At 67.7% G+C, this 19,124-nt stretch carries 18 protein-coding genes; 14 read left to right on the top strand and 4 right to left on the bottom strand.

Annotated elements, in window-relative coordinates; translation table 11 throughout:
- Nucleotides 1–61: 61 nt before the first annotated feature.
- From VG561_RS12105 to VG561_RS12060, 10 genes are all read left to right on the top strand, one after another.
- Entirely contained in the window at nt 62–2,356 is a 2,295-nt protein-coding gene (locus tag VG561_RS12105) for a TonB-dependent receptor domain-containing protein (protein WP_262093216.1), read from the top strand.
- Nucleotides 2,357–2,424: 68 nt separating this feature from the next.
- Nucleotides 2,425–3,144 (top strand): tetratricopeptide repeat protein, encoded by a 720-nt coding sequence (locus tag VG561_RS12100; RefSeq protein ID WP_049441073.1) that lies wholly within the window; start codon nt 2,425–2,427, stop codon nt 3,142–3,144.
- A gap of 10 nt (nt 3,145–3,154) precedes the next feature.
- Nucleotides 3,155–3,832, top strand: a complete 678-nt coding sequence (locus tag VG561_RS12095) for a Fe2+-dependent dioxygenase (RefSeq protein WP_032957365.1) — start codon at nt 3,155–3,157, stop codon at nt 3,830–3,832.
- A 163-nt stretch (nt 3,833–3,995) separates the two neighbouring features.
- Nucleotides 3,996–4,397, top strand: a complete 402-nt coding sequence (locus tag VG561_RS12090; RefSeq protein ID WP_075077025.1) for a hypothetical protein — start codon at nt 3,996–3,998, stop codon at nt 4,395–4,397.
- 145 nt (nt 4,398–4,542) lie between these two features.
- Nucleotides 4,543–6,963 (top strand): TonB-dependent receptor domain-containing protein, encoded by a 2,421-nt coding sequence (locus VG561_RS12085; RefSeq protein ID WP_262093215.1) that lies wholly within the window; start codon nt 4,543–4,545, stop codon nt 6,961–6,963.
- Between the two features lie 191 nt (nt 6,964–7,154).
- The gene (locus VG561_RS12080; protein ID WP_134808581.1) at nt 7,155–7,793 is read left to right on the top strand and encodes a PepSY-associated TM helix domain-containing protein; all 639 of its coding nucleotides are present in this window, start codon (nt 7,155–7,157) and stop codon (nt 7,791–7,793) included.
- A 26-nt stretch (nt 7,794–7,819) separates the two neighbouring features.
- Nucleotides 7,820–8,338, top strand: coding sequence for a DUF2271 domain-containing protein (locus VG561_RS12075; RefSeq protein ID WP_005408420.1), 519 nt, complete (start codon nt 7,820–7,822; stop codon nt 8,336–8,338).
- A gap of 122 nt (nt 8,339–8,460) precedes the next feature.
- Nucleotides 8,461–9,264 (top strand): DUF4198 domain-containing protein, encoded by an 804-nt coding sequence (locus VG561_RS12070; RefSeq protein ID WP_134808582.1) that lies wholly within the window; start codon nt 8,461–8,463, stop codon nt 9,262–9,264.
- 52 nt (nt 9,265–9,316) lie between these two features.
- A complete protein-coding gene (locus VG561_RS12065; protein WP_134808583.1) occupies nt 9,317–10,288 on the top strand; it encodes an FAD:protein FMN transferase in 972 nt (323 codons plus the stop codon).
- The gene (locus VG561_RS12060) at nt 10,285–11,889 is read left to right on the top strand and encodes a sulfite reductase subunit alpha (protein WP_262093214.1); all 1,605 of its coding nucleotides are present in this window, start codon (nt 10,285–10,287) and stop codon (nt 11,887–11,889) included. Before VG561_RS12065 ends, VG561_RS12060 begins: the two co-directional genes overlap by 4 nt.
- Before the next feature lie 147 nt (nt 11,890–12,036).
- Here VG561_RS12060 and VG561_RS12055 read toward each other — a convergent pair whose 3' ends face one another.
- The 4 genes from VG561_RS12055 to VG561_RS12040 form a co-directional block, all read right to left on the bottom strand.
- The gene (locus VG561_RS12055; protein ID WP_046429337.1) at nt 12,037–12,645 is read right to left on the bottom strand and encodes a HutD family protein; all 609 of its coding nucleotides are present in this window, start codon (nt 12,643–12,645) and stop codon (nt 12,037–12,039) included.
- A gap of 34 nt (nt 12,646–12,679) precedes the next feature.
- Nucleotides 12,680–13,405 carry a murein L,D-transpeptidase catalytic domain family protein gene (locus VG561_RS12050; protein ID WP_032957373.1) on the bottom strand — a complete coding sequence of 242 codons (726 nt, stop codon included), beginning with the start codon at nt 13,403–13,405 and terminating at the stop codon, nt 12,680–12,682.
- A gap of 17 nt (nt 13,406–13,422) precedes the next feature.
- Complete coding sequence (locus VG561_RS12045) at nt 13,423–14,505, bottom strand: L,D-transpeptidase (RefSeq protein ID WP_262093213.1); 1,083 nt, start codon at nt 14,503–14,505, stop codon at nt 13,423–13,425.
- A 351-nt stretch (nt 14,506–14,856) separates the two neighbouring features.
- A complete protein-coding gene (locus VG561_RS12040) occupies nt 14,857–15,183 on the bottom strand; it encodes a ComEA family DNA-binding protein (RefSeq protein WP_014036262.1) in 327 nt (108 codons plus the stop codon).
- 199 nt (nt 15,184–15,382) lie between these two features.
- On the opposite strand from VG561_RS12040, the gene VG561_RS12035 reads away from it, so the two are divergent.
- The 4 genes from VG561_RS12035 to murU all read left to right on the top strand — a co-directional run bounded on the left by VG561_RS12035 (nt 15,383) and on the right by murU (nt 19,012).
- Nucleotides 15,383–16,876 (top strand): M20 family metallopeptidase, encoded by a 1,494-nt coding sequence (locus tag VG561_RS12035; RefSeq protein ID WP_032957377.1) that lies wholly within the window; start codon nt 15,383–15,385, stop codon nt 16,874–16,876.
- Nucleotides 16,877–16,945: 69 nt separating this feature from the next.
- Complete coding sequence (locus VG561_RS12030; protein WP_005415577.1) at nt 16,946–17,215, top strand: GlsB/YeaQ/YmgE family stress response membrane protein; 270 nt, start codon at nt 16,946–16,948, stop codon at nt 17,213–17,215.
- A 64-nt stretch (nt 17,216–17,279) separates the two neighbouring features.
- On the top strand, nt 17,280–18,305 hold the full coding sequence (locus tag VG561_RS12025) for an aminoglycoside phosphotransferase family protein (RefSeq protein ID WP_111205814.1): 1,026 nt from the start codon (nt 17,280–17,282) through the stop codon (nt 18,303–18,305).
- A complete protein-coding gene (gene murU / locus VG561_RS12020; RefSeq protein WP_049408158.1) occupies nt 18,302–19,012 on the top strand; it encodes an N-acetylmuramate alpha-1-phosphate uridylyltransferase MurU in 711 nt (236 codons plus the stop codon). Before VG561_RS12025 ends, murU begins: the two co-directional genes overlap by 4 nt.
- The last annotated feature ends 112 nt before the right edge of the window (nt 19,013–19,124 follow it).

The following is a 19,124-nucleotide window of genomic DNA, read 5'->3' as shown; positions in this document are numbered from 1 at the left end:
GTCGCGCTGTCTGCGCTTCGGCCCTCGCCCCTTTCCGATCCCAGCCACTACCACCCAAGCCATGACCCACATCACGTCCCGCAAGCGCGCCCCGCGCGTTTCCCTGCTCGCCACCGCCACCCTGGCCGCCGGCTTCGCGCCGTTGGCCGCACAGGCGGCCGACAGCGCTGACGCAGCCTCCTCCCGCAAGGCCACCGAGCTGGACAAGGTGCAGGTGCGCGGCAGCTGGTTCAATCCGTCCTCGCCGAAGTTCACCGCTGAACTGCTGGACACCCCGAAGTCGGTGTCGATCGTCTCGGAGAAGCTGATCGCCGAAACCGGTGCGACCAACCTGCAGGATGCGCTGCGCATGGTGCCGGGCATCACCTTCGGTGCCGGCGAAGGCGGCAACCCCACCGGTGATCGCCCCTTCATCCGTGGCTTCGATTCGCAGAGCAACGTCTTCGTCGATGGGCTGCGCGACGTCGGCTCGCAGACCCGCGAGATCTTCGACCTGGAGCAGGTGGAAGTAGTCAAGGGCCCGAGCTCGGCCTACGGCGGCCGTGATTCCGGCGGTGGCAGCCTGAACCTGGTCAGCAAGACGCCGAAGCTGAAGAACGAGACCAGCGCCAGCATGGGCATCGGCACCGACAGCTACGCGCGCGGCACCGTGGACGCCAACTACGTGCTGGGCGATGGCATCGCCGCGCGCCTGAACCTGATGAAGCACGAATCGGACATCGCTGGCCGTGACGCCGCCAATGTCAGCCGCTGGGGTATCGCGCCGTCGATCGCGTTCGGCCTGAACGGCCCGGCGCAGCTGATCGCCAGCCACTACCACATGCAGAGCGATGATCTGCCCGATGCGGGTGGCTTCCCGTATGGCAACCCGAACGGTGCGCCGGCCTCGAAGTGGGTCGACGGCCGCCCGATGGTGCCGGACCGCAACAACTACTACGGCCTGGTCGACCGTGACTTCCAGCGTACCCGCGCCGACATCAGCACCCTGGATGCCAGCTACGACTTCGGCGGCCACAAGCTGCGCAACATCGCGCGCCTGGGCAACACCAGCAACGACTACCTGTGGACCCAGCCGGACGACAGCCAGGGCAACCCGAACAACTACGGCACCCTGTGGCGCCGGACCAACAGCCGTGCCGTCGACGTCAAGAGCTTCGCCGACCAGCTGGGCCTGACCGGTGCCTTCCAGACCGGTGCGCTCAAGCACAGCTACAGCGCGGGCGTGGAATACAGCGACGAGAAGATGACCCGCGGCAGCTATCTGATGACCCCGGGCACCAGCAACCCGCTCACCGGCAACAGCAAGTGCCCGACCACCGGCGCGGCCACCGGCTACAACTGCACCGATTTCGCCAATCCGAACCCGCGCGATCCGTGGGCGGCCACCCATTCGGTGTACCGCAGCGACAAGGCACTGGACGTAGAGCAGCGCACCAAGACCACCTCGGCCTACGTGTTCGACACCATCGAGCTCAATGAGCAGTGGATGATCAACCTCGGCCTGCGCTACGACGACTTCCGCACCACCCTGACCACCCCGGTGGCCGGCAAGGCACCAACCCGCGTGCGCAACAGCAACGACTTCCTGAACTACCAGGCCGGCGTGGTGTTCAAGCCGGCCGCCAACGGCAGCATCTACCTGTCGTGGGGCACCTCCTCGACTCCGCCGGGCATGGACGGTGGTGATGGTTCGGACGGCCTGAGCGCCGCCGTGGCCGACCTCAAGCCGCAGGATACGAAGAACCTCGAGCTGGGCACCAAGTGGGACCTGTTCGACCAGCGCCTGAACCTCACCGCGGCGATCTTCCACACGGTGATGAACAACGCGCGCGTGACGGTCGACAACGGCACCAGCCAGAATGCCGGCAAGAAGGAAATCAACGGCTTCGAGCTGGGCTTCACCGGCCAGCTGACCGACGCCTGGAGCCTGTACGGCGGCTACACCTACCTGGACTCGGAACTGAAGGACAACGGCTTCGTCTGTGGTGCACCGGTCGGCCGCACCTGCCCGTCCAACGTCTACGTGCCCTCGCCGTACAACGGCAACGTATTCCCGAACACCGCCAAGCACAGCGCCAACCTGTGGACCACCTACCGCTTCCCGATCGGCCTGACCGTCGGTGCCGGTGCGTTCTACTCGGACAAGCAGTACGGTGACGTCGCCAACACCAAATGGATCGCCAGCTACACCCGCTTCGACGCAATGGCCAGCTATGCGATCCAGGACAACATCAGCCTGCAGCTCAACGTGCAGAACCTGACCGACAAGACCTACTTCACCAAGGCCTATGCCTCGCACTACGCGAGCATCGCCCCGGGTCGCTCGGCCACCCTGGCACTGAACGTGAAGTTCTGATGTAGCTTCGCTCCACCACGGCGGCAGGCTCTCCTGCCGCCGTTTTTGTTTCCGGCGATACTCACCCCATGGCAACCCGTACCCCCATCGACAGCGACGCCCTGGCCGAGCTGCTGCAGCACGATCCGCAGGCCGCGTTCGCACGCGTGCGCGACGCTGCGCAGGCTGGGCAGGGCGATGCACAACTGCTGCTCGCGCAGATGCACATGGAAGGCAAAGGCACCGCGCAGGACGCCTCGGCGGCGCTGCTCTGGTACGAAACCGCCGCCAACAACGGCGCGCCGATGGCGATGAACATGCTCGGCCGCTGCCATGAGCTGGGCCACGGCACGGCGGTCAACCTGGCGCTGGCGGCGGTGTGGTACCGGCGCGCGGCCGACACCGGCCTGGACTGGGGCCTGTACAACCTGGCCAACCTGCTGGCCACCGGCCGCGGCATTGCGCAGGACCGCGCGCAGGCACTGGCCCTGTACACCCGTGCCGCGCACCTGGGCCACGCCAAATCGATGAACCTGCTGGCCCGCCACCTCGAAGACGGGCTGGATACCGCACCCGATCCGCAGGCGGCGCTGGCCTGGTACCAGCGCGCGGCCGAGGCCGGTGATTTCCGCGGCCAGGCCAACTACGCCTCGATCCTGCTGCAGGCCGGCCAGGTCGAGCAGGCCGTGCACTGGCTGCGGCTCGCACTGGCGCACGGCAGCCCGGCATTCATGGCGCACATCGTGCCGGAGCTGGCCGCGTCACCGCATCCACAGGTGCGCGCCCTGGTCGCACCGCCGTCCCTCTGAGGAGTCCCGCATGCTGCTGCACATCCCCGACATTCTCAGCGCCGACCAGGTCGCCGACTTCCGCCGCCGCCTCGACGCCGCCGACTGGACCGATGGCCGCGAAACCGTGGGGCATCTGGGCGCACAGGCCAAGCACAACCAGCAGCTGCCCGAGGCTTCGCCGCTGCGCCGCGAACTGGGCGAGATCATCCTCGTCGCGCTGGCCCGGCACCCGCTGTTCTTCAGTGCCGCGCTGCCGCTGAAGTACCTGCCACCACGCTTCAACCGCTACAGCGGTGGCGGCACCTATGGCTACCACGTCGATGGCGCGGTGATGAACCTGGCCAATGGCGAACAGCTGCGTTCGGACATCTCCTGCACCCTGTTCCTGTCGGCGCCGGACGAATACGAAGGCGGCGAGCTGATCATCAGCGATACCTACGGCGAGCACGAAGTGAAGCTGCCGGCCGGCGACCTGGTCGTGTATCCGTCCAGCAGCCTGCACCAGGTGCGGCCGGTCACCCGCGGCGCGCGCGTGGCCTCGTTCTTCTGGGTGCAGAGCATGATCCGCGACGATGTGCAGCGCCGCCTGCTGTGGGAAATGGATGGCGCGATCGAGCGCCTGCGGCAGACCGGCGGCGACGCCGAGGCGGTCCTGCAGCTGACCGGCGTGTACCACAACCTGTTGCGGCGCTGGAGCGAAGTCTGAGCCTTGCCGGGCCGGCCTGCGACATTTTGGCAATCATTCTCATTTGCAACAGCTAACAGCTCTCATTACAATCACGCCCCGTTGATGCCGGCCGCTGCCGGCAGCCCCAGGGAACCCCCGCTTGCTGCGCCCGCTTCGCCCTCGCCCACTCATCCATCGCAAGATGGGCACCGCCATGCGCGGCCAGCGTCCTGCGCTGGCCAGCCTGCTGGCGTGGGTGGCAATGCTGGCGTTGCTGCTGGGCACCCTGCCGCTGCTGCCACAGGCCCAGGCCGGAATGGCCGTGCAGATGCCACTGGAAGAACGTGGCGGCGAAACACCCCTGCAGGAAGAGGCGCCGGCCAAGCTGCGCCGCTGCGCCTCCGCTCCGGTGAAGGCGGCCGAGAAGGCACGCCCGCCGTTGCTGCTGGCCAGCCACTGGCTGCGCACTGAGCTCGACCTCGTACCCGCCATGCCGGCCATGCCCGGCGTGCGCCCGGACTGGCCGCTGGCCGCTCCGGACACGCCCTGGGCCGATGCGCCCGGGCGCCGTCAGCAACGCGGCCAGGCGCCGCCGCTCGCCTGATCCACGGCCCGACGTGACCGCCTGCGCGGTCGCGCCTGCACGCCGCTGCCTGCTTCATCCCTGCCGCCCCTGACCGGCCCTTCCGTGCCTGCCGCGCCCTTCGCGCACGGCACCGCGCCACCCTGCATCCTTCGAGGTAACTGCCATGGCCCAGCGCCATCGTGTCCGTTCGTCCCTGTCCCGTACCCTGCTGACCAGCGCCGTGCTGGCGGCTTTCGCCAGCCCCGCCTTCGCCCACGGTGACGCCGCAGGCGCGCCGCAGACGCTGGACAAGGTGGTGGTCACCGCCGCCGGCTTCGAGCAGAAGGTGATCGATGCCCCGGCCAGCATCAGCGTGGTCAGCCGCGAGGAACTGAGCAAGCGCCCGTACACCAGCCTGGTCGATGCGCTGCGCGACGTCGAAGGCATCGACGTCGGCCTGGAAGCGACCGACAAGAACGGCCGCGCCACCGTGTCGATGCGCGGCCTGCCGTCCGAGTACACCCTGGTGCTGATCGACGGCCGCCGCCAGAGCAATGTCGGCCAGATCTATCCGAACAACTTCGGTGGCGGCCAGTTCGCCTACCTGCCCCCGCTGGACGCGATCGAACGCATCGAAGTCGTGCGCGGGCCGATGTCCACGCTGTACGGTTCGGACGCGATGGGCGGTGTCATCAACATCATCACCCGCCGCAACCAGGACAGCTGGCACGGTTCGGTCAGCCAGGGCTTCACCGTGCAGCAGGACGACCAGTTCGGCGATGCACGCACCACCGACCTCTACCTCAGCGGCCCTTTGCTGAAGGAGCGCCTCAGCCTGGCAGTACGCGGCAGCTACTACGACGCGAAGGCTTCCAACCCGGAATGGGATGCGTTGTCCCTGCCCGACGGCACCCTGTGGGAGCGCAGCATCGGCTTCGGCGGTGGTGGCAAGTCGGTGGCCAACACCAACTGGAACAGCGGCGTGCGGTTGGACGTCCGCATCAACGACGATCACGAACTGTGGCTGGACTACGACGTGTCGCGGCAGAAGTTCGACAACAGCGAAGGCCAGACCGGCACCCTCGACAGCCTGGCCAGCCTGTGGCGCGTCGGCAATGCCGTCATTCCCAACCCGAACGGCAGCGGTACCGTCACCCGTCGCGTGGTGCAGCCGCGCGTGGGCTACACCGCCTACCAGCGCTACGAACGCGACCAGTTGTCGCTGACCCATCAGGGCCGCTACAGCTTCGGTACCTGGCAGACCTCGCTGACCCACAGCAAGAGCAGCAACCTGGGCCGTTCGCTGCCGCTGACCCTGGAAGAGCGCGCCAACCTGCAGACGCTTTGGAATGACGTCTGCCGCCGCACCGGTGCTGCCAACAACTGTGCGCCCGGCCGCGGCAACGCCCTGGTTGCCCTCAACCCGAGCGAGATGGCGCGCCTGCAGGCGTTCCTGCCGCGCCCGCTGCGCACCATGGAACTGGAAGGCTACGTGCTCGACACGATGCTCGACCTGGATTTCGGCGCGCACACGCTGACCGTGGGCGGCCAGTACAACGACACTGACATGGTCGACGGTGTGTTCGGCATGGATGGCGCCGGCTACCGCAGCAACGTCAAGCAGATGCACCGCATGTGGGCGCTGTTCGCCGAGGACAACTGGGCGCTGACCGACACCCTCACCGCCACCTTCGGCCTGCGCTACGACGACCACAACGTATTCGGCAGCCATGTCAGTCCGCGTGGCTACCTGGTGTGGAATGCCAGCGATGCGTGGACCTTCAAGGGCGGCGTCAGCACCGGCTACAAGACCCCGCGTCCGGACCAGCTGTTCCCGGGCATCACCGGCTTCGGTGGCCAGGGCGTGCTGCCACTGGTCGGTTCGCCGAACCTCAAGCCTGAAACCAGCACCAACTACGAACTGGCCGCCTACTATGAAGGCCAGCGCTGGGGCTTCAACGTCACCGGCTTCTTCAACACGTTCGAAGACAAGATCGCCAGCGGCGGCACCTTTGCGAACTGCGAAGTAGCCCGCGCCGGCAGCGGCTACTGCGTGGACATCGGCCCGGGCTGGGCGGCACTGGGCTACAGCACGTTCACCCAGAGCGTGAACATCGACAAGGCCGAGACCCGCGGTGCCGAACTGGCCGCGCATGTCGACCTGCTCGACACCCTGCAGCTGCGCGGCAACTACACCTGGACCAGGAGCGAGCAGACCAGCGGCGCGCAGAAGGGCCTGCCGATCAGCGGCACGATGCCGGCCAGGCACATGGCCAATGCCAGCCTCAACTGGCAGGTCAACGAAGCGATCAGCCTGTCGCTGATCGGCGAAGGCCGCTACGACCGCTACCGCGACACGCTGCTGGACGCCAACGGCGCCAGCCACACCCGCTACTACCAGGACTACACCATCTTCCATCTCGGTGGCAGCTGGAAGGCCACGCCATGGCTGACGGTGAACGCACGGGTCAACAACCTGTTCGACAAGGACTTCGTTTCGCAGTCGTGCCTGCTGATCAGCCAGAGCGAGTTCAACTGCGTGGACGACTACGCGACCAAGGACCAGCGCCGCAGCTACTGGATCTCGTTGAACGCGAAGTTCTGATCGCCGCGCCCGGCCCCGGTGGGTGCCGACCTTGGTCGGCACCGCTTCATCCACGCGTGGCGTGGATCTACCGATCGGTAGTGCCGGCCGCTGGCCGGCAATCGCCCTCCAGCGATACAGAACGACACGCAATTGCGAGCTATTCTCATCAATGATGTAATGGGCAGTCCCCGTCCGCCTCGAACCGTGCCGTGAGCCGTCCTGCCTCTTCCACCGTGGCGCAGCAACAGAACCGTGGCTTCTGGCTGCGGACGCTGCACCAGTGGCACTGGATCAGCTCGGCGGTGTGCCTGATCGGCATGCTGCTGTTCGCGGTGACCGGCCTGACCCTCAACCACGCCGCGAAGATCGAAGCCAAACCCCAGGTGCAGAACCAGCATCTGGAACTGCCGGCCGATCTGCTCGGCCAGCTCGGCACGCGCGAAAACGGCAATGCACCGATTCCGCGCCCGGCCCGGCACTGGCTGGACACGCAGCTGGGCATCGCCATCGGCGGGCGCCCGGCAGAGTGGTCGGCCGAGGAGATCTACCTGTCGCTGCCGCGCCCCGGCGGCGACGCCTGGCTGAGCATCGATCGCGGGACCGGCGCGGTGGAGTACGAATCAACCTCGCGCGGCGCGGTGTCCTACCTCAACGACCTGCACAAGGGCCGCAACGCGGGCCCGGCGTGGAGCTGGTTCCTGGACCTGTTCGCCGTGGCCTGCCTGGTGTTCTGCATCACCGGCCTGTTCCTGCTGCACCTGCATGCACGCCAGCGGCGCATGACCTGGCCGCTGGTCGGCCTCGGCCTGATGATTCCGCTGCTGATCGCCCTGCTGCTGATCCACTGACTTTCCTTCGTTTCCGGAGCCGCCCCATGCGCGTCACCCTGACCATCGCCCTCAGCGGCCTGCTGGCCACCTCGCCGGCGTACGCCACCACCCTCGACATCAACGTCGAAGTGCCCAAGCTCAACGTGGCCGAGTACCACCGCCCGTACGTGGCGGTGTGGCTGGAAGGCGCCGACCAGAAGGTCGCGGCCAACCTGTCGGTCTGGTACCAGCAGACCAGCAACAGCGAAGGCCACGGCACCAAATGGCTGCCGGACCTGCGCCAGTGGTGGCGCAAGAGCGGCCGCACCCTGCAGGTGCCGGTGGACGGCGTGACCGGCCCGACCCGCCCGGCCGGCAAGCACGCGCTGTCGTTCAACGACAGGCAGCCGGCACTGAAGCAACTGGCCCCGGGCAACTACACCCTGGTGGTGGAAGCGGTGCGCGAAGTCGGTGGCCGCGAACTGCTGAAGATCCCCTTCACCTGGCCGGCCACCGCCGCGCAGAACGGCAAGGCGCAGGGCGCCACCGAACTGGGCCAGGTCACCCTCGCCGTCAAACCATAACCGCCTGAGCCGGGGTCGGATCCCTTCCGCAGGAAGGGCTCTGACCCCATCGCCCTATCCCTCGGGGTCAGAGCCCTTTCCGCTGGAAAGGGATCCGACCCCTTCCAACTGGAGTCTTCCGCATGAAGCGCACGCTCGTCCTCGCCGCCGCCCTGGCCGCTGCCCTTCCCTTCTCCGCCCTGGCCCACAAGGCCTGGCTGCTGCCCTCGCAGACCGTGATCGCCGGCAACGCGCCGTGGATCACCGTCGACGGTGCGGTCTCCAACGATCTGTTCTACTTCAACCACGTGCCGCTGCGCCTGGAATCGCTGGTGATCACCGCGCCGGACGGCAGCACCGTGCAGCCGCAGAACGCGTCGACCGGCAAGTACCGCAGCGTGTTCGACATCGAACTGAAGCAGCCGGGCACTTACCGCATCGCGTCGGTCAATGACGGCCTGTTCGCCACGTACGAGCAGAACGGCGAGCGCAAGCGCTGGCGCGGCAGCGTGGCTACCTTCGGTGAACTGCCGAAGGACGCGAAGAAGCTGGAAGTGAGCCAGTCGATCGGCCGCGTGGAGACCTTTGTCACCAACGGTGCGCCGAACGACACCGCGCTGAAGCCGACCAACCGTGGCATCGAGCTGGTCGCCGTCGGCCACCCGAATGACCTGTTCGCCGGCGAGGAAGCCACCTTCCGCGTGCTGGTCGATGGCAAGCCGACCGCCGGCCTGCAGTTCGAGATCGTGCGTGGCGCCACCCGCTACCGCAACGCGCAGGACGAGCTGAAGCTGACCAGCGATGCCAAGGGCGAGATCAAGGTGACCTGGCCGGAAGCCGGCATGTACTGGCTGGAGACCGGCACCGAGGACAACAAGACGTCGGTGAAGCAGGCCGCCAAGCGCCGCCTGAGCTACGTCGCCACGCTGGAAGTGCTGCCGCAGTAATGTGGACCGCGATGCCGGGCATTCCCCGGCATCGCCACCGCAACGCATCACCATGACCGATTCCCATCTCGACATCGCCCGCCTCGGTGGCACCACCATGGGCACCACCTGGAGCGTGTCGCTGGTCGCGTCGCGCCAGCGCGACCTGCACCCGCTGCACGCCGGCATCCAGGCGCGGTTGGACGACGTGGTCGCGCAGATGAGCACCTGGGAGCCCGGCTCGGATCTGAGCCGCTACAACCGCGCCGACACTGGCCAATGGTGCGTGCTGCCGGCGGAGACCCGCCACGTTGTGACCTGCGCACAGGCCATCGCTGCCGCCAGTGACGGCGCCTTCGATCCCACCATCGGTCCGCTGGTTGCACTGTGGGGCTTCGGTGCACATGCCGGTGAACGCCGCCAGCCCGACGCCGCTACCCTGCAGGCCACCCGTGAGCGTTGCGGTTGGCAGCGCCTGCAGTGGCAGGATGATGCGCTTTTGCAACCGGGCCGGCTGGAACTGGATCTCTCTGCGATCGCCAAGGGCTTCGGCGTCGACCACGTCGCCGCCTGGCTGCGTAGGCAAGGGATTGGGGCGGCGCTGATCGAAGTGGGTGGCGAACTGGCCGGCTACGGCAGAAAACCGGACGGCCAACCGTGGCGCGTGCTGGTGGAATCCGCACCGGAAGAGGATGTGCACACCGAAACCCCGCCACGGGTGCTGGCGCTGGACGGCAAGGCGGTGGCCACTTCGGGCGATCGCTGGCACCAGTACCAGGCCGATGGCGAGGCCTACAGCCACAGCCTCGACCCGCGTACGGGCAGGCCGGTGCAGCAGGTCGCCGCAGCGGTCACCGTCGTGGCCGACGACGCCATGCACGCCGATGCCTGGGCTACCGCACTGACCGTGCTGGGTCGCGAACAGGGCATGGCGCTGGCCGAGCGCGAAGGACTGGCCGCGCGCTACCTGCAACGCACCGCAGACGCCCCGCAGGAATTTCTCAGCAGCGCCTTCCAGCGCCTGCTCGACGGGCAGGACGCATGAGCACTCGGCCATCGCGTGCGTGGCTCGGCAACACACTTGTACTGATCGTACTGGCGCTGATCGCCTGGGCGCTGCTGCGCCTGCACCTCGGCGAAGCCTGGTGGCAGGGCGCACCGCCGGCACGGCAATCGCAGATCGCCATCATCGCCACCGCGCTGTACGCGCTGGCCTGCGCAGCCCTGTGGTGGCGCACTCGTCCGCGCGATGATGCGGCGTCCGCCGATACCGCACCGCTCCTGCTGGTCTGGTCCAGCCAGACCGGCTTTGCCCGCGAACTGGCCGAACGCAGTGCCGAGGCCCTGCGTGGTGCCGGCGTGCCGGTGCGTGTGCGCGGACTGCACGAGGTGGATGCGGCATTGCTGGCCGACAGCCAGCGCGCGCTGTTCATTGCCAGCACCACCGGCGAAGGCGATCCGCCCGACCACGCCCTGCGGTTCCTGCGCGGGGTGATGGCCGCGCCGCCTCCGTTGCAGCATCTGCAGTACGGCGTGCTAGCGCTGGGCGACCGCAGCTATGGCCACTTCTGCGGATTCGGCCACCAGCTGGACCAGTGGCTGCGCCAGCATGGCGCGCACCCGCTGTTCGATGCGATCGAGGTCGACAATGCCGATCCGGCGGCGCTGCGACATTGGCAGCAGTTGCTGGGACAACTTGGCGGAGGCGCCACTGAACTGCCTGACTGGAGCCCGGCCGAGTATCAGCCGTGGACGTTGCTGCAACGCCAGCATCTGAATCCGGGCAGCCCCGGCGGCCCGGTGTACCGGGTGCGCCTGCAGCCACCGCCTGGCGTCGATGTGCAGTGGCAGGCCGGCGACATCGCCGAGATCGGCCCGCAGCACCCACGCCACAGCGCGCGCGCCTGGCTCGATGCACAGGGCTTCAATGCAGACACCGTGCTGGATGACGGGCAGGCGTTACTGGCCCGTATCGAGCGCTCGCATCTGCCCTCGCTGGTTCCCCCGGGTGATCTGCCCGCACTGCTGGCAACCCTGCAACCGCTGCCGCATCGCGAGTACTCGATCGCCTCGGTGATGGCCGACGGCGCGGTGGAGCTGCTGGTGCGCCGCCAACTGCGCGCCGACGGTACACCCGGCATCGGCAGCGGCTGGCTGTGCGACCACGCGCCCATCGGCGAACCGGTGCAACTGCGGCTGCGCCGCAACGACAATTTCCATGGCGTGCCCGCCGATGTACCGCTGCTGCTGATCGGCAACGGCACCGGCATCGCCGGCCTGCGCGCGCACCTGCACGAACGTGCCCAGCGTGGCGCGCGCCGCACCTGGCTGCTGTTCGGCGAGCGCACCGCCGCGCACGACTTCCATTTCGGCGAAGAACTGCAGGCGATGCTGGCCAGCGGCACGCTGGCACGGCTGGATGCAGTGTTCAGCCGCGACGGCGGCGCGCATCGCTATGTGCAGGACCGGCTGCAGGCCGAAGCGGCGACGCTGCGGCAGTGGGTCGATGAAGGCGCGACGATCCTGGTCTGCGGCAGCCTGCAGGGCATGGCCCCGGGCGTGGATGCAGTGATCGAGCGGGTGCTGGGTACCGCAGGCAGGGAAGCGATGCTGCTGGCCGGTCGTTACCGCCGCGATGTGTATTGAACGAACCGTCGGGGTCGGTTCCCTTTCCGCAGGAAAGGGCTCTGACCCCAACCACAGCCGCACCATGACGGCGTGCCCAGGCATGGTGGCAACCGCACAGCAGTAGATCCACGCCATGCGTGGATGGCGCCCACCGGCGCCCAGGAATCATGCCCCCGCCGCGCTCACCCGTATCGCCAACAACTCGCCACCACCGCTGAGCGCATGCCGTTGCCTCTCGCCCCCCGCCAACCACGCGGTGTCTCCCGCCTGCAGCGCCGGCAGGCCACTATCGGCACCGAACTGCGCCTGTCCGGCCAGCAGATGCAGCGCCCACGCAACGCCCGGTTCGCAGAAGAAGAACATCGACCCCACCAGCGGCCGGTGCAGTAGTTCGGCCTGCAGCAGCTCGCGCTTCCACATCAGGTTGAAGTCGTGGGTGGTGCCATCGACCAGTTCACCGTGCAGCGTTTCCTCACCGGCAAAGCGCGCCCGCCCGTGTGGCGGCAGCACCTGGGCCACGCGGCCATCCTCGAAACGCAGGCGCACGCCATTGCCCTGCAGCAGCACCAGTTCGCGCTCCACGCCGGGGAAGGTGGAGAACGCAGCGTCCTGCTCGATCTCGGCCACCGACAGGCGCAGCGCCCAGTCATCACCCTGTGCGGGCAGGCGCAGGATCTCGCGGGTCCAGCCAAGTCCATTCCGCCAGCGTTCGCGACGATAGTCCAGGCTGGAAATGACCTGGCTCGGAGTGTGCAACAGGGAGTCGACGTTCATCGGCGCATTGCATCACGCCACGCGCCATCATGCATCACCGCGTAGCGAGCGTGCCCTGGCCACCGCATCCGCCGGCCAGCAGCTGCGAGTGCTTCAGCCAATCCTGGTCAGGGTAGTAAGCAAACACCATCGTGCCGCCACGCAACGCATCGATCAGCGGCTTGGCCACCGAAAGGCGCACCGCCGGGCAACCCAGGCTGCGACCCAAGCGCCCCTGCAGCTGCGCGGTGGCCGGGTTCACGTACGGCGCACCGTGGATGACGATCGCGCGTTCGCGCGCACGGTCGTTGAAGCCCGGCTCCAGCCCGGCCAGGCGCAGCGAATATCCATTACCGCCCATGTAGGTCTCCTGCGCGGTGAACGCGCCGAGGCTGGACATGAAACTCCCATCGCGGTTGGAAAAGTGCTGGGTGCGGTTCTCGCCGCTGTTGCGGCCATGCGCCACCCATTCCTCGAACAGCAGGCGCTGGTGGGCCAGGTCGAACACCCACAGGCGCGGCTCGGTGGACGGCCGCGAATAATCGATCACGCTGAGACGATCACCGTTGATGCCCAGCTCCGGACGCTGCAACGCACAGCGCATGGCGTGCGCCGCCAGCTGCAACACGTGGCGGTCAGCCTTGGGCGCACTGCGCGACAGCAAGGCAGCCAGATCATCAGCGCTGGTGGCAAGGGCGGGCGTCTGTGCCAGCGCCGGGGCGCTGGCCGAGGTCGCCAGCAGGCCGAACGCGGCCAGCCGGCACAGGCGGGATGCAGTCATGGGCACAACGAGGGGACTCAGTTGCCCTTGAGGGTGGACCCTGGCGGCTCGGATTCCAAGACCGGCTGCATTCCGGATTCAGCCGGGCTTGGGCGGACCGCCGGCAACGAGGTCACCAGCAGGGTCGTGCCCGGCAGCAGCACCTGGTACAGCTGGCGGGCAAAATCGGCCGGCAGCGCCATTGGCAACGAGGGCGTGGCCAGCAGGTCCGGGGTGGCCTGGGCACGATCCTGGCCCAGCAGCGGATAGGCCGTCCACTGGTGCAGGCGCTGGTTCACGTCCAGCGGGCTGGGCGTATCGCTGTAGCCCTGCCCCATCACGAACAGCGTGGTGCCCTGGAATGCGGGCAGGGCGTCGGCCTTCAGCGGCGACTCGCCGATCATCACGCCATCGCGCAGCACGTACAGGCGCTGGTCATGCAGGCTGACCAGGATGCCGACCTGCCCGGCCGGGGCTGCGCTGTCGTCCCACCAGGCCTGCGCCGGGGCCCCGCCCTCGGTTTCCGGCAAAGCCTGGCCGCGCGCGTTGACCGGGGCCAGCACCGAAGGATAGGCCAGGGTCATCGGCGAACTCTTGGCGTCGGCCACCACCACCGTATCGCCGCGCTGGGTTTCGCTGAACAGCTTCTGCGCGAACGCCTGCGGCAGGCGCACGCAGCCGTGCGAGGCCGGGTGCCCGGGCAGGCTGCCGCCATGCAGGGCGATGCCGTCCCAGGTCAGCCGCTGCATGTAGGGCATCGGCGCGCTGTTGTAGAGGTTGGACCTGTGGTCCTTGTCCTTCTGCAGGATGGTGAACACGCCGGTCGGCGTCTCGTGCCCGGCCTTGCCCGAGCTGATCGTGGTCAGGCCGATGGCGATGCCGTTGCGGTAAACGTAGGCACGCTGCTCATCGAGGCTGACCACCAGCACGATCGGGCCGGTCGGCGAGATTTCCGGATGCCACAGGTACTCGCCCGGTTTCAGGTCGGTCGGCCCGCGCACGTCGGCGGTGCTGGCTTCGGCCGCAGGCTTGGCTGTCGGCGTCGGCGCAGCGGCATGGGCCAGCAGTGGCAGGGTCAGTGCCAGGGCGAGCATCAGGGTCGTGGGGCGGTGCACAAGCATCCAGCGGGGTCCTTTCCATGCGGAGCGGCCACCGTACACCATCGGCCCGTGGTGGCCGCGGCAAAACCAGGCGCCGGAAATGAAATTGCCCGGCGACACAGCCATGTGTCGTACCGGGCAATCGTTACGTCCTTGTCGGCCTGCTGCCGCCCCCTCGCATCCTGCGCTGTGGGGGTAGCGTTGCATCCTGCACGCGGCCGCGTCTGTCCTGTTTGTATCTCAGCCCCTTCCACAGGTCTGTGATGCCACCATCCTGGTGATTGGTGCCGCGTCCTGCGGCGGTCGGTGGTCACAGCCTTCCTGTCCGTGACCGGTGAACCAGCCTCCTGCCGGTTCCGACGATTCCTGCTGTCAGCGCCTGGGTACGGTCCGCACCGGTACCGATCCGGGTACCGGATCCGCCGGCAACAACCTGTTGCCTACGGTGATCCGCTGTCGATTCCGTTCGACGATCGCTTTCCCTATCCCCTTCACCTGCGTCAGGTCCTCGACGCGATGAAACGGGCCGTGTCTGCGCCGGTGCTCGACGATCGCCTCGGCCTTGGCGGCTCCGACCATCGTCAATCCCTGCTGCAGCGCCTGGGCATCGGCGCGGTTGATGTCGATCGGTTCGGCGGCATGCGCCCCAGCGATCCCCACTACCAGCACCAGCGCCCTCAACACGACAAACCAAGGCACGACGTGTATCTCCCTGTGATTCTGGCCGCCCCGACCGGCAATCCCGTCGGCAGGAACAGTGTCCGTCACCACATGTGCACAGCCTATCGGTTTCCCGGATTTCCGTAAGCCAGCCAAATACCCGACGTGATGTAGGAAAAACCCTACCCGCGGCACAGGCGTAGAATGGCCGGATCAGCCCATGCAACCGGAGTTTCAGATGGACAGCGCCAAGCTCGGCCAATTCGTCAATGACAAGTGGGACAGCGAAATCGTCCCGCAGTTGGTCGACTACATCCGCATTCCCAACAAGTCGCCGATGTTCGACGCCAATTGGGTGCAGAACGGCTACATGGAACAGGCGGTCACCCTGATGGAGAACTGGGCCAAGGCCCAGCAGCTGCCCGGCCTGAAGGTTGAGGTGGTGCGCCTGGAAGGCCGTACCCCGCTGATCTTCCTGGAAATTCCGGCTACCGGCGCCGAAACCGGCGACGACACCATCCTGCTCTATGGCCACCTGGACAAGCAGCCGGAAATGACCGGCTGGGACGACGACCTCGGCCCGTGGACCCCGGTCCTGCGCGGCGACAAGCTGTATGGCCGCGGCGGTGCGGACGACGGCTACGCGATCTTCGGCTCGCTGGCTGCGGTACTGGCACTGCAGGCCCAGGGCCTGCCGCACGCCCGCTGCGTGGTGCTGATCGAAGCGTGTGAAGAGTCCGGCAGCTATGACCTGCCGGCCTACGTCGACCACCTGGCCGACCGCATCGGCAAGCCGTCGCTGGTGGTCTGCCTGGATTCGGGCTGCGCCAACTACGACCAGCTGTGGTGCACCACCTCGCTGCGCGGCCTGACCGGCGGCAATTTCACCGTGAAGGTGCTCAACGAAGGCGTGCATTCCGGCGATGCCTCCGGCGTGATCCCGTCCAGCTTCCGCCTGCTGCGCCAGATCCTTTCGCGCATCGAGGACCAGGACACCGGCCGCATCCTGATCGACGGCATGAACGTGGAGATCCCGGCCGAGCGCCTGGAACAGGCCAAGCGTGCCGCCGAAGTGGTGGATACCGAGATCTTCGAGAAGTTCCCGATGGTCGACGGCCTGCGCCCCATGAACGAGGACCTGACCGAGCTGGTGCTCAACCGCACCTGGCGCCCGGCGCTGTCGGTCACCGGCGTCGGTGGCATGCCGCCGCTGGAATCGGCCGGCAACGTGCTGCGTCCGCAGACCTCGGTGAAGCTGTCGCTGCGCCTGCCGCCGACTGCCGATGGCAAGACCTGCGGCGAGCTGCTGAAGGAAGCACTGCTGCGCGACCCGCCGAACGGCGCGCAGGTCACCCTGGACCTGGAAAAGGCCTCCACCGGCTGGAATGCCCCGGCGATGGCGCCGTGGCTGACCCAGGCCATCGACGACGCCAGCCAGGCCTTCTTCGGCAAGCCGGCGATGTACATGGGCGAAGGCGGCTCGATCCCGTTCATGGGCATGCTGGGCGAGAAGTTCCCGGGCGCGCAGTTCATGATCACCGGCGTGCTCGGCCCGCACTCCAATGCGCATGGCCCGAACGAGTTCCTGCACATCCCGATGGGCAAGAAGGTCACCGCCTGCGTGTCCAAGGTGATCAGCGAGCACTACGCCGCCAGCCTGCGCGGCGAGACCAGCGGCTCGCCGGTGGCTGCCGACAGCGGCACCCGCCACGGCGACCACGGCTGCTGCTGATCCGGCACTCGTGACGGACGCAGCCTGGCCTTGCTAGGCTGCGTCCACACTCAAGCGGAATCCGCGCGCATGAATGGTCTGTTCGGCAGCAGCAGCTGGCTGTACATCCTGCTGGTCGGCTTCTTCGTCGGCCTGCTCGGGCGTTTCTTCATGCCCGGCAACAACCGCATGGGCTGCCTGCTGACCATCGTGCTGGGCATCCTTGGTGCCCTGCTGGCCGGTTGGTTCGGCCAGTACATGGGCTGGTACGCCCCCGGCGAACCGGCCGGTTTCCTCGGCGCGGTGGTGGGCGCGGTGGCCGTGCTGGCCGTCCTGCGCCTGTTCAGCGGTCGCCGCTGACGCCGCTCCCCCTTCCCTTCCTGTTGCCGACGTTGGCGCGCCCGGCGCGCCCGGATATGCCCGCATGACCGAACCCGCCTCCGATCCCCAGCGCAGCGCGCAGCGCCTGCAGTGGGCCCGTACCCAGCTCGATGATGCCAACGCGGTGGTCGAACGCGCTTCGGTTGACGCCGGCATGCGCAGCTACTGGCGCGCCACCAGCACGCGCGGCAGCCACATCGTGATGGACGCCCCGCCGGGGCTGGAAGATCCGCGGCCGTGGCTGCGCATGCGCGGCCTGCTGCACGACAACGGTCTGCGCGTGCCCATGCTGCTCGCGCAGGACCTGGATGCCGGCTTCCTGCTGCTGGAAGATCTCGGCGGCCCGACCCTGGCCAGGATCCTCGACGAGCGCAACGCTGACGAATGGTTCGGTCGTTCGATCGAGCAGCTGCTGCGCCTGCAGGCGATCCCGGTGCCGGCCGACTTCGGCCAGTTCGGCGAAGCACTGCTGCAGCGCGATGCCGGCCTGTTCGACGAATGGTTCCTGCAGCGCCACCTGAACCTTGAACTGGACTGCGGCGAGATCGAAGGCCTGCAGCTGGTGCATCGCCGCCTGATGGACAACGCGCTGGGCCAGGCCCAGCTGATGACCCATCGCGACTACATGCCGCGCAACCTGATGCCGGTCGACGATGGCCCCGCAGTGCTGGATTTCCAGGACCTGGTGCGCGGCCCGATCGCCTACGATGCGGTGAGCCTGTTCAAGGACGCCTTCCTGAGCTGGCCACTGCAACGCGTGGACGAATGGCTGGCGCAGTATCACGAGCGCGCCCGCGACACCGGCCTGCCGGTGCCCGACCGCGCCACCTTCCTGCGCGATGCCGACTGGATGGGCATCCAGCGCCACGTGAAGATCCTGGGCCTGTTCTGCCGGCTGCGTTACCGCGACAACAAGGGCCATTACCTCGACGACGCACCGCGCTTCATCACCTATCTGGATGAAGTGCTGCCGCGCTACCGCGAGCTGGCACCGCTGCAGCAGCTGCTGGACGACCGCATCAAGCCGGCGCTGGCCGAGCTGGGTGCACCGATGCGCGTAGCCCGATGAAGGCACTGGTCTTTGCCGCCGGCCTCGGCGAGCGCATGCGCCCTTTGACCCTGCACACGCCCAAGCCGCTGCTGGAAGTGGCTGGCAAGCCGTTGATCGTCTGGCACCTGGAACGCCTGGCCGCACTCGGCGTGCGCGAGGTGGTGGTCAACACCGCATGGCTGGCCGAACAGTTCCCGGCGACGCTTGGCGATGGCAGCCAGTGGGGCCTGCGCCTGCATTTCCTGTACGAAGGGCAGACCCCGCTGGAAACCGGCGGCGGCATCCTCAACGCCCTGCCGGTGCTGGGCGATGCCCCGTTCCTGGTAGTGAACGGCGACATCTGGACCGATTTCGATTTCGCCACGCTGCCGCGCGAGCCGCAGGGCCAGGCGCACCTGGTGCTGGTCGACAATCCGGTTCAGCACCCGAATGGTGACTACCGCCTGGATGCACAGGGGTTCCTGCACCACGACCGCGAAGGACCATGCCTGACCTATGCCGGCATCGGCGTGTACCGTCCTTCGATCGTGGCCGACTGGCGCGCGGTGATCGGCGATGCGCCGGGCAGCGAGCGGCTGCCACCGAAGTTCTCGGTGGTGCCGCTGCAGAAGCACTTCATGGCGCAGGGGTTGATGACCGGGCAGCACCATCGCGGGCGCTGGACCGACGTCGGCACCGTGGATCGCCTGCGCGCGCTGGATGCGGAGTTGGCGGCGAACGGCTGAGCCCCTCGTGGCTGGACGTTTTGAGAGCAGTAGCCTTGCTTGGCCGGGCGGGGTGGATTCGCGGGGGACGCCGTGAACCCGTCCCTGGGGGCTTGGCCGCGGCATCCATGCC

Source organism: Stenotrophomonas sp. CASM110 (assembly GCF_049384345.1).
GTDB lineage: Bacteria > Pseudomonadota > Gammaproteobacteria > Xanthomonadales > Xanthomonadaceae > Stenotrophomonas > Stenotrophomonas muris.
The sequence above is the reverse complement of the archived record's forward strand: the minus strand, read 5'-3'. Positions and strand labels throughout refer to the sequence as shown.

Bases quoted from the DNA above. Each gene is read 5' to 3' on its own strand.
- VG561_RS12105 (WP_262093216.1), top strand. From the start codon at position 62: ATGACCCACATCACGTCCCGCAAGCGCGCCCCGCGCGTTTCCCTGCTC.
- VG561_RS12100 (WP_049441073.1), top strand. From the start codon at position 2,425: ATGGCAACCCGTACCCCCATCGACAGCGACGCCCTGGCCGAGCTGCTG.
- VG561_RS12095 (WP_032957365.1), top strand. From the start codon at position 3,155: ATGCTGCTGCACATCCCCGACATTCTCAGCGCCGACCAGGTCGCCGAC.
- VG561_RS12090 (WP_075077025.1), top strand. From the start codon at position 3,996: ATGGGCACCGCCATGCGCGGCCAGCGTCCTGCGCTGGCCAGCCTGCTG.
- VG561_RS12085 (WP_262093215.1), top strand. From the start codon at position 4,543: ATGGCCCAGCGCCATCGTGTCCGTTCGTCCCTGTCCCGTACCCTGCTG.
- VG561_RS12075 (WP_005408420.1), top strand. From the start codon at position 7,820: ATGCGCGTCACCCTGACCATCGCCCTCAGCGGCCTGCTGGCCACCTCG.
- VG561_RS12070 (WP_134808582.1), top strand. From the start codon at position 8,461: ATGAAGCGCACGCTCGTCCTCGCCGCCGCCCTGGCCGCTGCCCTTCCC.
- VG561_RS12065 (WP_134808583.1), top strand. From the start codon at position 9,317: ATGACCGATTCCCATCTCGACATCGCCCGCCTCGGTGGCACCACCATG.
- VG561_RS12060 (WP_262093214.1), top strand. From the start codon at position 10,285: ATGAGCACTCGGCCATCGCGTGCGTGGCTCGGCAACACACTTGTACTG.
- VG561_RS12055 (WP_046429337.1), bottom strand. From the start codon at position 12,645: ATGAACGTCGACTCCCTGTTGCACACTCCGAGCCAGGTCATTTCCAGC.
- VG561_RS12050 (WP_032957373.1), bottom strand. From the start codon at position 13,405: ATGACTGCATCCCGCCTGTGCCGGCTGGCCGCGTTCGGCCTGCTGGCG.
- VG561_RS12045 (WP_262093213.1), bottom strand. From the start codon at position 14,505: ATGCTTGTGCACCGCCCCACGACCCTGATGCTCGCCCTGGCACTGACC.
- VG561_RS12035 (WP_032957377.1), top strand. From the start codon at position 15,383: ATGGACAGCGCCAAGCTCGGCCAATTCGTCAATGACAAGTGGGACAGC.
- VG561_RS12030 (WP_005415577.1), top strand. From the start codon at position 16,946: ATGAATGGTCTGTTCGGCAGCAGCAGCTGGCTGTACATCCTGCTGGTC.
- VG561_RS12025 (WP_111205814.1), top strand. From the start codon at position 17,280: ATGACCGAACCCGCCTCCGATCCCCAGCGCAGCGCGCAGCGCCTGCAG.
- murU (WP_049408158.1), top strand. From the start codon at position 18,302: ATGAAGGCACTGGTCTTTGCCGCCGGCCTCGGCGAGCGCATGCGCCCT.